Here is a 15,414-nt window from a genome sequence, read left to right on the forward strand (position 1 = left end):
GGCTTTTTGCTGCTGTGATTATTTTACGTTGGAAACTGTCGGACGATCGTCTTGAATGACTTCAAAACGATAGCCTTTTTCTTTCAAGTACGAAATGATTTCGGGGAGAGCTTCAGCCGTTGGTGACTTGGTGCTGGAATCATGCATCAAGACGACGATTTCTTTTTGTGACTTTACTTGCTGCTTTATATTTGCCAGTGTTTGAGCGGCTGTGTATTTATTGCTTCTTGCATCGCCGTTTGTTACATTCCAGTCGATAAACGTATAGCCACGTTGTTTCGCCTCTGCTTTGATCGCCTGCATGACTGTCTGCTGCTTGTTATAACGTTTGGGATCTTGATATTTCAAGCTGACGGTATTCGTGCTGCCACCTGGATAGCGGAATACTGTTGGTTTTACGCCGGTTGCTTTTTCAATCATTTGACTGCCTTTTTCCACGTCTGCAAAAAAGCTCTCCATGTTTTTGTAAACAAGCTGATAGTTATGGGAATACGAATGTCCTCCCACCGCATGTCCTTCGGCTACAATCCTTTTGAGAATAGCCTCATGACCAGCTACCTCACGGCCTACAATAAAGAAGGTGGCTTTGACCTGATGCGTTTTCAGCGTATCCAAAACGCGTGGAGTTACAGAAGAAGGTCCATCGTCAAAGGTTAAATAAGCGATCTTCTCAGAAGACTTCGGAGTCTGAGGGATCGGTTTTGTAGCTGGTTCAGGCTTCTTCTTTTGATTGGTCGTTCCATTATGATTGCCAGTCTGCGGTGGAGTCGGTGTTTCTGGCTTTTCTGGCTTGGATGGTTTCGGTTGTTCTGGTTTCTTTGGTTGTTCAGTCTGTCTTGGTTGTTTTGGTTGTTTCTGTTGAAGCGGCTGCATCGGGATATACGGTTCATCGCCATAGATCAAATATTTTTGCCGCAGCTCTACAAATTTCTTAAGATCCGTTTCATAGGAAGAAACAATCTCCTGCGGGGATTTACCTTGTTCGAGAAGCAGACCGATTTTGTTGGTACCCATCACTTTGTCGAACATGGAGATTTGCATACTCGTACTTTTTGGCATAGGGAATGGCTGTAATTGCTTGGCATAAGCCAGCGCGTAAATACCTGTTTTTGCCGGGTTAAACTGATGTAGATCGTTGATTTGAAGGCGTACGCCCCCAGCAGTTCCTTTATTCTCAGGAATAAAGATGACGCCAGGTAGAAGACTTCCATTTAACAGATCGGCGTACATGTGCGAATCTAGACCCTCTGCCCCGATCCAGGTGAAATGGTCGCCTTGACGAATGGGGGTACCCTCACCCAAACCAGTTGCCATATACCCGAAAACCGAGGTCAAGTTAGGGATGTGCGGAGAACTCGGAATCCAGGCTAAACCAGTCTGTTGATAAATCATGTTGCGTGAATACCCTTGCATCGGAATGACGGTAAGATCTACACCAATGGTACGGTTGAAAAACAATGCCAGCTCTCCGATGGTCATGCCATGTGCAAGCGGGAGAGTATCCACTCCAATAAAGGAGCGGTAAGGCAGTTCAACGACAGGCCCCTCGACAATTGCTCCGCCGAGAGGATTCGGTCGATCCAGTACCATTACTTCTTTTCCTTGTTCCTTTGCAGCTATCATGGCGTATTGCAAGGTAGATATGTATGTGTAGGTTCTCGATCCGATATCCTGCAAATCGACGAGTAGAATATCAATGTCTTTCAGCATTTCTGGTGTTGGCTTGCGTGTTGAGCCAGACAAGCCGTAGACCGGTATAGCGTAGACGGGATGAACAAAGCTCGTTACTTGTTTTCCTGCGACCGTGTTTCCGTCGAGGCCATGCTCAGGTGCATACAGAGCGGTTAAATGGACGGAGCGATCACGTCGTAACATGTCGATCGTGCTAACCATTTGACTATTGAGACCTGTTTGATTCGTAATCAGCCCGACTTTTTTGCCTTCAATGAGATGGTGGAACTGATTGAACAGCACATCACTTCCCAATTGGATAGCAGTCGTATTGGCGGAGCTTCCTACTGGAGGAATTAAAGTTAAGATAAGTGCCAGGATAAGGAAAGGGAGAAATTTGTTCATCATTCATTGCCTCTTTCAAGATAAAATACTGTCGCTTCTTGTCTATTGTAACGGTTTTGGAAAGCAAGATGGTTGCATTTTTGTAACAATTTGAAATTAGGTCAAAAGGAGGAGGAAAAAGTAACGTAAAAGAGGAGAGTTACTAGGAAAGAATGATCTTTTGAAAGGGAGACTACAGGAAAATCTTGAAACAGCCTTCATCCTATAGTAGATTAAGAATCGTGTGAACCTTTTTGGAAATGGAGTGAATGTTTTGCTAAAAAAAGTAACCTCATTACTGCTAGCGATCGCCTTGGTACCGATGGCAGCATTTTCTGCAGCGGCAGCACCTGTAGCGCCTAAAGCCGTACAGAATGCTGTTAAAGTGGAGTACAATAAAAAACAAATTGCGTTTCCTGACCAAGCACCTATTATCAGCCAGGGACGTACACTGGTTCCGATTCGTCCGATTGCAGAGAGTCTTGGATTTGAAGTGAAATGGAATGAACAAACCCGGACTGTTACCATCAACAAAGGGAAAGATAACATCAGATTGGTTGTTACTCAAAAAATTGCCAACAAAAATGGACAAACCATCAACCTCGACGTACCGGCACAGATTGTGAACAAGCGTACTATAGTACCTGTTCGTTTCATCGCGGAAGCTCTGAGCTACAAGGTGGATTGGGATCCGAAGACACAAACCGTATTGATTGCGGATAATGTGAACCCTAATCAAGTCGGCCAACAGGAAAAGCCAAAGGATCCGACGAAGCCTGCAACGGATGAGAAAAAGCCTGATCAGGTAGCTTTGATTGATAAAGAAAGCATTGAAGGAAAAACTGTCAATGTCTTAACAATTGGTCTGTACGGTGTAACAGGAAAGGTTGACCCTCAAGCATCGCTCGTAGTTGTTATGGAAGATCAGACGTATGAAGTTGACGTAAATTCAGATGGAACTTTTAATTTTGAAATGCACACGAATGACGGTATCCGTACTTTTACGCTAAAAGCAGAAAAAGCTGGTAAACAAGACGTATACGAAGGCGAATTTATTTCCAATGATTTAGGGGTTTAAAGTCTGAGTAAGAACGCCTCCTGCACATCACACTAAGTGCAAGGAGGTGTTTTTGTTGTGAGACGAATGAGTGGGGGTATCATTGCTGTGCTCCTGTTTGCTGGCTTGGTGACAGGGTGTTCGCCTAACAAAGAACAGGGCACCGAGGATCAGAACGGAAATAAGGCCAAATTTGAATCTCTCGGGATTAACATCCAGAACGATAACGTCGCTAGAGACAAAGGACCGGCAGCCATGATTAGCCAAAAGATGGTTCATCAGAGAGAGCCGCAGCTAGTGACTCACTTGGAAGGGCATGCGGAAAAGCTGCCCGGTGTAACCGATATCAAGGTGTTAGCGTACAAGGATAACTTGATTGTTGGTGTGCTGCCAGTCGATACACCGAAGCCTGACGAAGTCAATCCGCGGACGTCGATCCCGTATACGCCTGGGAAAATTGTGCGAGTCGATAATGGACATCCAGATTCGCTGCATAAACGTGTTGTGGATCGGATGAGATCACGCTTGCAGGCAGAAACTCGCTTCAACATCTTGTACGTGTCTACCAATCGCGCAGTTTATGACCGAATCGCAAATTTGCATTCACGAATTACGAACGGAGAGCACATCAGAGACGAAGAATTCCAAGTCCTGTTAAATGATATTGGACATACTGTTACTGGATATAACTTAGTGGATTGAATGAGCACCACCTGGACTCCCGGGTGGGCTTTTTGTCGGTTAAGGGCCAAATGGCAGGAGAATAGTTAGAAATGGGGAAATAGTCAAAGAAGAGCAGGAGAACGGCAAGGAGTGCACATATCATGATTCCAATCCACATCCCTATATCCAAAATAACTCCTCCAGGACAGAAGCCATACGTCTTACGGCGACCTACATTGGCGAAAAAATTACGCCTGTTGAAATATACGCAGCTTTGTCTCATTCATGCAGGGACAGGCTATGGCAAAACAACTTCTCTGGCTACATTTCTACATGATGAAGCACTGGCTGCGTCCTGGTATACCATTCAGGATGGAGACGATGCTCTTCTTGTGTTTGTCATCTGTCTCGTCGAAAGTGTTCGGCAGGTTCATCCTGATTTTGGACAGGTATTGCGAGAGCAGCTCATACGTATCACAGAGCAAAGTCCGGTGCACTCCATAGACAGTAAGGTACTGGTCGACTGGTTCGTCGGAGAATGTGTACAGCTCCAGGCGGACCACATACTTGTTTTGGACCATTACCAACGGATAGTTAATGGTAGTGACGTCGATCGATTTGTTCAACGGTTGGCCGAGGCTCTCCCACAAAAGGTCAAGCTGGTCATCTTAACGCGCTCTCGACCGAAATGGTCCAATCTCGACTTGTTGTCCGCAAGAGGAGAGTGTCTGGAACTTACAACAAATGACCTTTCTTTTACGCTGGAGGAGAGTGAAGTCTTTTATTCCGATCAATACGACATCACGTTGTCCGAAGACGATTGGGGCCGCGTGGAAGAGGTGGCACAAGGCTGGGTGATGGCGCTTCGCACTTTTGGTGAAATGGTAACGAGGGGGCAGACGGTTTCTGACAGTCTGCGTGAGTTATCGCGATTGCTGCATTTGCTGGAAGTGGAAGTCTGGACACAGCTGGATGCAGATATGCAGCGCTTCTTGATGGAGGCAGCGGTTCTCGAACAATTCGACATGGAGGACTGCAAGCAAATACTCGGGGAAGGATGCATCGAGCACCTATTGGAAGTACAGCGTTGTAATCTTTTTCTGCATGTCCAAACAGGATCTCATTATTCCTTTCATCCACTTTTCCAGCGTCTCCTCTCTAGCAAGCTGGCTGCGAATCAAACGACGTACGTGCATGTCAATCACAAGGCCGCAGGATGGTACAGACGTAAAGGGGACGAGGCAAAAGCTTTTGGGCGGTTGCGTCTCGTGGAGCAGTGGGAGGAGCTGGGAGAATGGTTATGCCAAGCATCGGAAAGATTGCTGCAAGAAGGGAAGCTGGACTTTTTATATGAGTGGATAACACTGTTACCTGAGCACATCAAGTGCGAACAGCATTGGCTGTTGTTTTATCAGGGCGAAGTAGAACGCTATCGCTGTCTATATGCGAAAGCCTTTTCTTCCTATGAGCAATTTTTGAAACAATGTGAACAAAAGCAAGATCAAATCGGATTGTGCCGAGGGCTGGAAGGGCAAGCACGCGTTCATCTCGACAGCGTACAAGGCGTCCGGGCAGAAGAACTGCTCAAGAGGGCGATTCAACTGTTGCCCCCATTTGAACAAGAGAATGAAATGGCACCGAGGCTATACCGCTTGCTGGCAGAAATTTATACGAATCGCGGAGATGCCAAACAGGCAGCAGCTTGGTATGAACGGAGTCAGGAATTAGAGCAGCAGACGGAGGTTGAGCTGGAATCGCGCCTGTTGTTCCGTACCGGCCGATTGCAGTCCTCCATTCAGCTCTTGGAGAGTAAGTGGCAGGTAGAACAGAGGAAGCATCCTCCGTTGACCAGATCGTATCGGGAAACCTCTTTGCTGCTATCTTTTGTGTACGCATTGAATGGCGAATGGGAGCGGGGGTGGGAATCTGCAGAAACTGCCATACAACTTGGACGTGCAGCGCATTCACCTTTCGTAGAGGCGAATGGCTATGTTCGAAAAGCCCATGCGGCCCTCATCAGTCAAACATTGCCTACGGATGAGATTCGCCAGCTTTATGAAAAGGGTTTGCAAATCATGGAGGAGCTTCAGTCGACACGCGGAAAGTCAGAAACGCTTTTGGGACTAACCTTGCTTCACGCAAGAGAAAAGGCACTCGACCAAGCCCTTCTGTATGGCAACAGGGGGATACAAGAGACAGAGGCAATGCGCGACGACTGGTTAGGCAGTCTGGTAAGGATGGCGATTGGAATTGCATACGCCAAATACGGTAAAGAAGAGGAAGCGTGGGCTACCTTTATCGATTGTGCCGACCGGCTTAGTCACTGTGGGGATAGCTACAGTGTCGTCATTTGCCAATTGTGGTTGAGCTTCTTGGCTTATCGCAAAAAACAATGGGATTTGTTCGTACCTGCGGTGACGCAAGCTCTGTCCTTGATGAAGTCTGGTGAATATCAATTCCTCCTGCAGAGACCTACTATGCTTACACCGCATGATGTACAGCAGCTTATGCCAATTTTGATTGAGGCAGAGCGCCGAAAGGTATCGCCCGATTACGTATCTCAGCTGTTAAATGATTTGGGCTTGCAAAACGTGACATTCCACCCCGGCTATACACTTCGTATTCAGACGCTGGGCGCGTTCCGTGTGTGGCTGGGAGAGCGGGAACTGAGCGAAAAGGCATGGCAGCGAGGGACGGCCAAGCTGTTGTTTCAGCTTTTATTGACGAAGAGACATCATTTGTTAGCCCGTGAAGAAATCATGAACCGACTATGGCCAGACAGTATCGAGGAAGCGGCAATCCGCGATTTTAAAGTGTCGCTGAATGCGTTGAACAAAGCCCTCGAGCCAGATCGTGCCGCCAGAACAGATACATTCTTCATTCAACGCCATGGCAGCTCCTACGGTTTCAATCTGGCATCGGGCTACCATATGGACGTTGAAGAGTTCGAGAAGCTCGTTACCCTGGGCTTGGCAGAATCAGACGGGCGTCAGGGCGCCATCCTTTTGGAAAAAGGGCTTGCGTATTACTTGGGGGACTACATGCCGGAATGCCGTTATGAGGATTGGTGTGTAGAAGAGCGTGAGAGGGTGCAGGCGCTTTTTTTACGCGGAGCAGAGAGGGTAGCCAAAATCATGCTAGAGGATGGGCAATTGGAAAAAACGATCCGCTGGTGTGAAGCGATTCTACGAGTGGATGATTGCTGGGAGGAATCGTACCGCTTACTTATGACTGCGTATTATCAGCAAAATAATCGGACACAGGCCATACGCTGGTACGAAAAATGTGTAGCAAAACTAAGGGAGAACCTCGGTGTCGCGCCAATGCCGGCAACCACGGAGACTTACTTTCAAATTATAGAGAAGTAAAAGATCGCCTACAAAGCGATCTTTTTTTTGTACATAGAAGTAATGGCTGCTTGACAAAACTAGGAAGTATTCGTAATATAATCTTTGTACTGACCAGTCAGTTCAAAAAATCGAAAGGGGACAGGAGTGATGGCACCATCAAAAAAAGATCAAATTGCGAACGGAGCTTTAACTGCATTTGCCCAATTGGGATATAGCGAAACGACCATGGATGCAATCGCAGAAATGGCGCAGGTGGCAAAAGGAACACTCTATTATCACTTTTCCACAAAGGAAGAGCTGTTTTTGTACGTGATAGAAAAAGGCGTGAAGATGCTGATTTACCATGTAGATAATGTCATGCAAAATGAAGAGCTTTCCTTGGAGGATCGCATTCTGAATGTGCTGGATGAGCATCTTCGCTTCTTTTCCGAGAATCAAGATTTGTGTTTCCTGTTGCTGAGTGCCTTCTCAGGAGATGGACAGCGCGATAGGATGGTTGGCAATCTGTTAGGTGGCTATTTCAGTACGATGGAGTCACACATGCTGGAGTTGCAACAGCAAGGGTATATCCGGGCAGATATCGAGATTCGTACACTCGCTTCCGCGTTGTTTGGCATGGTTGGGTTTACCGTACTTCGCAAGCAATTTCGCAAAGAGCCAGTGAACAGTGCCGCAGATAAACAGACACTTCGTTATATGCTTTCAGGAATGTTTCAAACCAAATAACGTCTAGAGAAACGTAAAACAAGAGGAGAAGACAGATGAACAAACGTGCATGGATCGGTGTAGGTAGCTTTGTAGTCGGCATTGCAGTACTTGGAACCGTATTGTTTGGTTCAAACGTGAGTAGTATGGCCGGTCAGAATACAACGAAATTAGCAGGTGTAATCGAAGGAACAGAGGTAGACCTCTCTTTTAAAATGGGCGGTTCCATCGAACAGCTCTCTCTAAAAGAAGGAGACGAAGTAAAGGCAGGGCAAGTAGTTGCCACGCTAAACAGCGCGGAGATTCTCGCGAAGAAAGAGCAGGCGGAAGCTGCTTACAAGCTCTCACTCGTCAAACTTGATCAGGCGAAAAAAGGAGTATCCGTGACGGATAACTCCAGCAGTGCCCAAGTCGACCAAGCAAAAGCAGCAGTCAACTCGGCGCAAGCGCAGCTTGACGCGAACAAAAATGGAGCGCGTTCAGAAGAAATTACGCAGCTCAAAGCGAAATTGCAAGCAGCACAAACTTCGAATCAAATTGCTGCGACGAATTTGGTACGAATGAAAAAATTAATGGCGGAAGGTGCCGTTCCTCAAGTGAAAGTGGAAGAGGCGCAGATGCAAGCAGATAAGGCGCAAGCGGAGTTTAAAGCAGCAGAAGAGCAGTTGAAAATGGCTCAAACTGGATCGCGCAAAGAGCAGGTCGATGCCGCACAAGCACAGCTGGATCAAGCAAAAGCTGCATACAACCAAGCTGTAGCTGGGAGAGGTCAAGTAGGTTTGAAGGAGCTGGATGTTAAATCCGCAGAAGCGAACGTGATGCAGGCAAAAGGTGCGTTGGCAGAAATGGAAGCCTATGTGAACAACACCAAGCTGTCAGCTCCAGTAGACGGTATTGTAAAATCAGTTGCTGTTCAAAAGGGAGAGCTGGTTTCGCAAGGCTTCACCGTTTTGACGATCCAAACGAAATCAGACAACTATGTCAAATTTTATGTGAATGAATACATGCTCGCGAATGTGAAAACAGGCGATCAAGTGAAATTGTTCGTCCCAGCCCTGAACAGAGAAGTAGACGCCAAAGTGGTTACTGTAGCTCCTGCTGCTGACTTTGCCGTTAAAAAAGCGACACAAGAACTCGGTGATCGAGACATTCGTTCCTTCCAGGTGAAGCTGCTGGTGTCCGATCCGGAATTGCGTCCAGGCTTGACGGTTGAGTGGCAACTTGAAGGAGCTGGTAATGGTGAATAGTTTCTCTCACCTGTTCTGGAGCGAATGGAAAAATCTTTTTGCAAACAAAACCATTCGGAATATTCTCTTCCTCGTTCCGCTGATTTATTTGACGATGTTCGGATTTCTGTACAGTGAGAAAAAAGTGATGGAGATCCCTACGGTGATGGTGGATGCCGATCAAACCGAATTGAGTCGTGAGCTCTATCGCGCCTTTGAGGTCGATCATACATTTCGGATCACGTCCATTGTAGGAACAGAAGAAGAAGCAATGAAATTGGTTGACAAGGGCGAAGCAAATATCGCCCTGATCATTCCAGCTGGATTAGAAAAGGATGTGAAGGCTGGGAGAGAGGCAGAGGTACTAACTGTTATCGACGGCAGTAACATCATGATCTCGAATACGGCAGTTCGAGCAGCGAATACAGCCATTAAGTCTGTATCGGCAGGAACCACGCTGAAGAAGATGGAAGCAATTGGGGGATGGGGAGAAAAAGGGAAAAACATGTTTACGGGTATCGACTATCGATACAGAGTGCTGTATAACCCGACCTTCAGCTATCTGTCCTTCATGGTATTCGGACTCGCAGGTACAGTGCTACAGCAAGTGCTGTTCCTCGGAATCGTATTGTCGGTTGCCCAACAAAAAGAAGAGGGTACCTGGAGGGATACACTCTCTCGCCATAGCTTCTTCGCGATCACCGCAAGCAAATTGTTGCCGTACTTTCTGGCAGGAACCCTCAATATGTTCCTAGCGTTTACACTGATGTTAAAAGGTTTTGATATCCCTTATTACGGAAGTACGTTCGATCTGATGCTACTGGCTACCATGTTTAACTTGGCGGTGTTGGCTATCGGTTATGCCATCTCCTTTGTGTCCAGCAGCCAACTCCAGGCTACTCAGATCGGGATGATGATTGCAGTACCTTCGTTCATGTTATCTGGCTATACTTGGCCACTCATGTCGATGCCGACCGGAATTGTCGCGATTGCAAAATCTTTGCCGCTGACGTATTTCCTGAATGGTGTCAGAGAAATCTTGACGAAGGGACATGGTCTGTCAGCTGTCATGAACGACTTTGTCGTTCTCGGCTTCATGACAATCATCGGGTTGTTCGCAGCCTATCTCATTTATTTGTTGCAGATAAGGAAAATTAAGGGAAAAGTTAGTGAGCAATCAGCGGTATAAATTGCAATTGCATAGTAGAAATTGGCTACGCTAAAGCTTTGGCGTAGCCTTATTTTGTGCGTTTATGATGCTCCATATCATCTTCTGAAGTAGTCTTCTTGCATAAAAATAACCCTTGTGTAATAAATAATCTTTCCTTTATACTTATTATAAAAAAGGCAGATTCTTCAACATTAGGGGGACTTTATGTCAGCGACTCATCTAAAGCAATTGTGCGAGGAGACGTACACCAAGTTGAAAAAGGTCAGCATGGAAGTGGAACGTTTTTTGAATCAGGTTACCCTAGCTGGTCTTGTATCCGCGTCAGGTGATCCTGAAGAATTTGAAACGTATTACCGTAACTATCTTTCCGACTTGCGCCACCTTTTGGTTTACTGCGAAAATGCATACGAAAGGCTGGGAGTATCGCTCCGACGCGCACGATTTCATGAGGAGTTTGCCGAGGAAGTATTGTATCAGGTATACCATACCTGTATAAATAACTTCTACTATCCCAAAGGTGAGGTTTACGAAGAAGATGGGCGGTTGGCCTATACGGGTCAGGACTGTATCATTTTTCGCAAGCAGGCGGTCCCTGAGTTGCAGCAGTTGACCTTGTCCTTATCGAGAGTATTCGAACCGATGCGTAATGATCTTCAATATTACGAGACAGACTATATCGCGAAAAAAAATATGCAAATAGAAAAAGCACAGGCCTAATAAGCCTGTGTTTTTCTATGGTTTCTCGATCGGGGATGAACCCTGATGGAAGTCCTATTATTTATAAAAGTGTAGCGTAATGGATAATGGCTATTTTCATTATGCTTCGAAGTAATCACTTTTCTCCTCATCAAAAGAGAGAGGAGAGTTCAAGAGAAAAAAACGAATTTCCTCAATGCTTAATCCCATTTTTCGTGCTGTAAGGATTAAATCGATCCATTCCTTATCCAGGAGATCTTTAGGAGACGGAGTGCTTTTCATGTTAGTTCCCCTTTTACCCTCCTTTTGTAAAAATAAATAAAATATCCAAAAAATGGTTGGAAAAAGATAGGTAAAAAGCTTATATCAGAAATGATACTTAATTCAGTTTCATATGTAAATCTAGTATTTGTGACTTTTGTTTTAAATTAATGCAAAAAATAATAAGCCACCACTATATCAGTGCTGGCAACAATGTTATTTATGTCGATTTAACCGCCATTTATTGTACTCCAAAAACTCCCGAAACTGTTCTTTACTTACCCCGGATTTCATAGCCTCTTCGATCAGCTTGTACCATTCTTCATCAACATTCTCGCTTGAAGGAACAACTTTTTCCTGAAGCAATGTGTCTACTGTCACATTTAATACTAGTGCGATTTTCTCAAGAAATTGAATAGAAGGATTTCGCTGAATGCCGCGCTCGATTGAGCTCAGATAAGACTTGGCGACACCAGCGCGATCAGCTAAATCAGAAAGAGAAAGGCCTTTGTCTATTCTAAGCTGCTGTATACGCGAGCCGATCATGTAATAGCCACCCCTTTAAATCTCTTCGTTTATTATAACGTCAATATAGCTGAAACACAACTTTTTGCGGGACTAGTCCTGTATCGTTTGGCTCATTTATTCGGTTTGTCCCTACTGACATTGCTAAAAAATTACCTTTCTACTAGATAAAATGAAGCGTCATTATGGCTAAGTATCTATAATTGCGACCGTTCTTTATAAGAAACGTAGTGTTCGTTATTAAGGTTGAGTAAAAACGAGATATTCAGACGATATTCTACAAAACAGTCGATTTTCGCTGTTTTTGGTCTATTTTTGGAGAAAATTGATATTTTACATTCCATAGCCCGTACAGGATACTAATTTCAAATCGTTCTTTATAAAGAACAAAACGAACGAAATGTTCTCTATAAAGAAAACTTCGAGCTTGAATGGCGCTTAACGCTGTCGACTTGAAATGGATAGGAATGTACAAAAAACTTACAAAAAAACTGGAGAGGAGAGATCCATTCTGCATGCCATTTTGTCAGAAGCAGTCACGGTAATCTGCCTGTTAATTGTAATAATTATACTATTTTTTATGGGTATCTTGGTGATTAAATCAAGGAACTTGTTGATAGAAAGGAGAACGCGCGTTTACCTGAGACAGTTTCAAGACTACTTCACGTATATCCAGTCTCATATGGACTCGCCTGAGAGGTTGAAACCGCCTTACTGGCAATTAAATCGCTTGGAAATGAGAGTTCTGCAACAAAAACTCACTGAATGGATCGAATCTCTTACAGGAAGCCACCGAAAGAAAATGATCACACTCTGTGAGGATACAGGGCTCGTCAAGCGAAACCTCCAAAGGCTGTATAGTCGCTTCCATTGGATAAGGATCGATGCGGCCTATCATGTAGGAACAATGCGATCCGAGGAAGCCGTACCAAGACTTCTGCAATTGCTGCAGACAAAAAAACTCGATCCCACTCATTTTATCATCGCGAGATCTATCACCAAGTGTGCAAGAAATCTGGACGATATAAGGAACATGCTGATGCTCCTTATAAAGCATCGAAAAAGCAATCATTTCCTTACAGTTGACATCATGAAAGAGACAGAGCTGGATTGTACACCATTATTGCTTGAATGTTTGCGAAGTACGGACAAGGATTTGAATAAAATCGCTTTAATTGGATGGTCTGCTCCTTTAACCGCGGAGATTGCCGATTTGGTATATCAGCAGATCGATTCGGAGGACAACGAAGTCCGCATCCAGTCAGTGAGGTTGCTGTTCGAATATGATGCTGTTTTGGCAACGGCATTGTTCGAGTCCTTGATGAAGACGAACGATACGGAAGTCTGTCAGAATACTGAAATTATTGAGATGTATGCCAGTTGCAGAAAGCAAATCAATGAGGATGAGCAGGCGGACAAGAAAAATCGTTATGTTTATGCCGTGTAACTATACCTGAAAGGAGATTGACATGAGGGACTTTTTGCAAGCATACGGGATCTTTGCTGTTTATTACGTAATCGTGATTGAGACGCTCTATTTAACGATTCTAAGCCTGTCCATCAAAAATATTTTTTCCATCATCAAAAGCTCCATGTATTCTCGCTTTCAGTCACTCTCTGGATCAGAGTACGTACCACAAATATCCATCCTCGTTCCTGCTTACAATGAGGAATTGACGATCATTGAAAACGTTCGTTCTCTTCTCGCGCTAGACTATCCCAAGTATGAAGTGGTTGTTATTAATGACGGTTCGAGAGATGAAACGTTGCAAGTTTTGTTGGATGAGTTCCAGTTAACCCGCACAGAGTATGCAGGGGGCTCCAAAGTATTGGAAACCTCCAACGTACGAGGCGTTTATTACAATACGCAATATCCCAATTTATATCTCATTGATAAGGAAAACGGAGGAAAAGCCGACTCGCTAAACGCCGGGATTAATCTTTCCCATTATCCATTGATTGCTTCCATCGATGCTGATTCGTTATTGGAAAAGGACGCGTTGATCCGCATCGCCAAGGTGTACATGGAAAACCCTGAAGAAACGGTCGCGATCGGCGGTATCGTCCGAATCGCAAACGGCTGTGAAATCGAGGACGGAATGATAAAGAAAGTCAATCTTCCTACCAAAATTTTGCCAATGTTCCAATGTGTCGAATACTTAAAGGCATTCCTAGGGGGGAGGGTTGGGTGGAGTTCAATCAACGGACTAATCATTGTGTCGGGTGCCTTTGGGGTATTTCGAAAAGATTTTGTTGTCAAAGCTGGTGGTTATCGAGGGGGATATCCTGGCGAGGACATGAACATCATCATCAAGCTTCATAAATATATGCTTGAAAATAAACTTCCGTATCGAGTGGCTTTTTGCCCCGATGCCGTTTGCTGGACTCAGGCTCCTGATACGCTGAAAATACTTGGCAGCCAGCGAAGAAGATGGGGACGCGGAAACCTAAAAAACATGCTGGAGTACGGCATTTATATAGTAGGCCGTCCTAAGTACAAAGTTATGGGGCTGATTACATTTCCCTATAACATCATTTTCGAAACGCTGAATCCTTATTTCAGGTTTACCGGCTTTTTGGCTCTGCTGGGATATACATTGATGGACATGACTCAATGGAGAATACTGGTTATCTATGCGCTGTTGAATCTCTTGTTTGGCGTGCTGCTCGGGATCGGCTCTCTGTTTATGGAAGAGTTGGCCTTCAAGCGTTATACAAGAGTTCGCGACAATCTCAAGATGTTGGCATTCCTCTTCTTCATGTTTCTTGGATATCAGCAGTTGGGAGTCATTTGGAGATTTTTGGGTCATATCGAGTTTATGCGCAACAATAACACATGGGGAACCATGACGAGAACAAGCTGGAAAACATAGAGAAACAGGGCACAGGAGGGAGATACCATGAGTCAGATTGCAAAAGCGTATTCGTTTCCTTTATTTCAAGCCTTTGAGCATGTGCTTACCTTCTATGAATCGAGTCAGTTGCCATGCGGGATTATTCTGGCTGTCACGAATGGAAGCAGTGAAGAAAAGATCCAAGATTTGAAAATGTCTTTGGCAAAAGCAGAGGGGTTTACGGATATCCATTGTTTTTACGACAAACAGAGCAGCATTCTAGGTATTCTCCTTGGCGACCAAATGCTAGGCAATACTCATTTCCATTCTCTCTTCATCAAGGAACAGCTACAGACCCAACATATGTTGGCAGGGCCAGTATTCATCGCCAGCTTCCCCGAACAGGGGGAATCAGCAGCACAAGTCCTAAGTGGTATGGTACAGGAGATTACTGCTGAAAAGGGAATCGCTGGTGATATTCACATATACAGCGGTAAAAGATCATCGGAAGCAAAGAGAAGTCTTTTGCTTGTTTCGCAAGATGAAACTGTGAATGAGTTTTTACGCATCTATTTACAAAGAAAAGGTTACTGCGTTTATTTGGCCGACAACGGGAGAGAAGCGTGGGAAAAATACAAGCGATTTTTACCAGACGCTGTTATCACCGATGTCAATTTGGCCATTGAAGACGGTTACCAGCTCATCAGCAAGATCAATACAGTTGAGCGTGGCACCAAAATCGTAGTATTAACCCACAAGCGGTTGGAAGACGACAAGAAAAGATCATTCGAGCTGGGAGTCTCAGATTATATAGCGAAGCCATTTTCACCCGTAGACTTAGAAGCACGAGTGAGAAGTCTATTGTCTTAAA

General features: G+C 44.9%; 13 protein-coding genes. 10 read left to right on the top strand and 3 right to left on the bottom strand.

Annotation, left to right across the window (positions count from 1 at the left end):
- Window positions 1-18 precede the first annotated feature (18 nt).
- On the bottom strand, window positions 19-2,076 hold the full coding sequence (locus ACFVS2_RS00105; protein ID WP_390229561.1) for an exo-beta-N-acetylmuramidase NamZ domain-containing protein: 2,058 nt from the start codon (window positions 2,074-2,076) through the stop codon (window positions 19-21).
- Window positions 2,077-2,299: 223 nt separating this feature from the next.
- On the opposite strand from ACFVS2_RS00105, the gene ACFVS2_RS00110 reads away from it, so the two are divergent.
- The 7 genes from ACFVS2_RS00110 (at window position 2,300) to ACFVS2_RS00140 (ending at window position 10,944) form a co-directional block, all read left to right on the top strand.
- Complete coding sequence (locus ACFVS2_RS00110) at window positions 2,300-3,133, top strand: copper amine oxidase N-terminal domain-containing protein (protein WP_390229564.1); 834 nt, start codon at window positions 2,300-2,302, stop codon at window positions 3,131-3,133.
- 66 nt (window positions 3,134-3,199) lie between these two features.
- Entirely contained in the window at window positions 3,200-3,814 is a 615-nt protein-coding gene (locus ACFVS2_RS00115) for a sporulation protein (protein WP_390232339.1), read from the top strand.
- A 122-nt stretch (window positions 3,815-3,936) separates the two neighbouring features.
- Window positions 3,937-7,143 carry an AfsR/SARP family transcriptional regulator gene (locus ACFVS2_RS00120; RefSeq protein WP_390229567.1) on the top strand — a complete coding sequence of 1,069 codons (3,207 nt, stop codon included), beginning with the start codon at window positions 3,937-3,939 and terminating at the stop codon, window positions 7,141-7,143.
- Window positions 7,144-7,272: 129 nt separating this feature from the next.
- A complete protein-coding gene (locus ACFVS2_RS00125) occupies window positions 7,273-7,851 on the top strand; it encodes a TetR/AcrR family transcriptional regulator (protein WP_173620890.1) in 579 nt (192 codons plus the stop codon).
- A gap of 35 nt (window positions 7,852-7,886) precedes the next feature.
- On the top strand, window positions 7,887-9,077 hold the full coding sequence (locus tag ACFVS2_RS00130) for an HlyD family secretion protein (RefSeq protein WP_390229571.1): 1,191 nt from the start codon (window positions 7,887-7,889) through the stop codon (window positions 9,075-9,077).
- Entirely contained in the window at window positions 9,067-10,245 is a 1,179-nt protein-coding gene (locus ACFVS2_RS00135) for an ABC transporter permease (protein WP_390229574.1), read from the top strand. Before ACFVS2_RS00130 ends, ACFVS2_RS00135 begins: the two co-directional genes overlap by 11 nt.
- 186 nt (window positions 10,246-10,431) lie before the next feature.
- Window positions 10,432-10,944: a YpuI family protein gene (locus ACFVS2_RS00140; protein WP_173620887.1), complete on the top strand. Its 513-nt coding sequence runs from the start codon at window positions 10,432-10,434 to the stop codon at window positions 10,942-10,944.
- A 99-nt stretch (window positions 10,945-11,043) separates the two neighbouring features.
- Here the strand turns inward: ACFVS2_RS00140 and ACFVS2_RS00145 are convergent, their stop codons facing one another.
- Complete coding sequence (locus tag ACFVS2_RS00145) at window positions 11,044-11,205, bottom strand: anti-repressor SinI family protein (RefSeq protein WP_390229577.1); 162 nt, start codon at window positions 11,203-11,205, stop codon at window positions 11,044-11,046.
- Window positions 11,206-11,400: 195 nt separating this feature from the next.
- A complete protein-coding gene (locus ACFVS2_RS00150; RefSeq protein WP_173620885.1) occupies window positions 11,401-11,730 on the bottom strand; it encodes a helix-turn-helix domain-containing protein in 330 nt (109 codons plus the stop codon).
- A gap of 571 nt (window positions 11,731-12,301) precedes the next feature.
- Here ACFVS2_RS00150 and ACFVS2_RS00155 point away from each other — a divergent pair.
- Genes ACFVS2_RS00155 through ACFVS2_RS00165 form a run of 3 tightly spaced genes read left to right on the top strand, consistent with a single transcriptional unit; the run spans window position 12,302 to window position 15,413 of the window.
- The gene (locus ACFVS2_RS00155; RefSeq protein ID WP_390229579.1) at window positions 12,302-13,156 is read left to right on the top strand and encodes a hypothetical protein; all 855 of its coding nucleotides are present in this window, start codon (window positions 12,302-12,304) and stop codon (window positions 13,154-13,156) included.
- Window positions 13,157-13,178: 22 nt separating this feature from the next.
- Window positions 13,179-14,582 carry a glycosyltransferase family 2 protein gene (locus ACFVS2_RS00160; protein WP_390229582.1) on the top strand — a complete coding sequence of 468 codons (1,404 nt, stop codon included), beginning with the start codon at window positions 13,179-13,181 and terminating at the stop codon, window positions 14,580-14,582.
- A 27-nt stretch (window positions 14,583-14,609) separates the two neighbouring features.
- Window positions 14,610-15,413 carry a response regulator transcription factor gene (locus ACFVS2_RS00165; protein WP_390229585.1) on the top strand — a complete coding sequence of 268 codons (804 nt, stop codon included), beginning with the start codon at window positions 14,610-14,612 and terminating at the stop codon, window positions 15,411-15,413.
- The last annotated feature ends 1 nt before the right edge of the window (window position 15,414 follow it).

Source organism: Brevibacillus sp. NPDC058079 (assembly GCF_042885155.1).
GTDB lineage: Bacteria > Bacillota > Bacilli > Brevibacillales > Brevibacillaceae > Brevibacillus.